The sequence below is a fragment of the Polaromonas sp. P1_G2 genome (assembly GCF_056405515.1).
Genome location: NZ_JBFUBY010001468.1, coordinates 1 through 398 on the forward strand (window position 1 = coordinate 1; position 398 = coordinate 398).

Below are 398 nucleotides of genomic sequence, written 5' to 3' on the forward strand. Positions count from 1 at the left end.
GATGGAAGATGCCGCGCAGCGACGGATCGGCGTCGGCCGTCATCCGCCGCGCCACCGCGATCACCGCATCGGCGATGTCGAGGGCGCTGGTCGGCTGGCCTTGCTGGTCGGCCACCACGCGCAACGTGTCGCGCGTTTCAGCGAGCCGAAGCATCGTCTTGACGAAATTGGCGCCGAACGGCGAATAGACCCAGGCGGTGCGCAGGATGGCGTGATTGCCGGTCGCGCCGAGCACGCGCCGTTCGCCTTCGAGTTTCGAGCGCCCGTAGGCCGAGGTCGGCCCGGTCGGGTCGGTTTCGACATAGGGGGCGTGCTTGTCGCCGGCGAACACGTAGTCGGTTGATAGGTGGATGATGGGAATGCCGAGCCGGGCCGCGGCCTCCGCCACGGCGCCTGCG

At 69.1% G+C, this 398-nt stretch carries 1 protein-coding gene; it reads right to left on the reverse strand.

What is annotated here, in order from left to right; all coding sequences use genetic code 11:
• Positions 1-398 (reverse strand): SDR family oxidoreductase (locus AC1D0P_RS31115; RefSeq protein ID WP_477680252.1); only part of this gene is annotated, 398 nt, incomplete at both ends.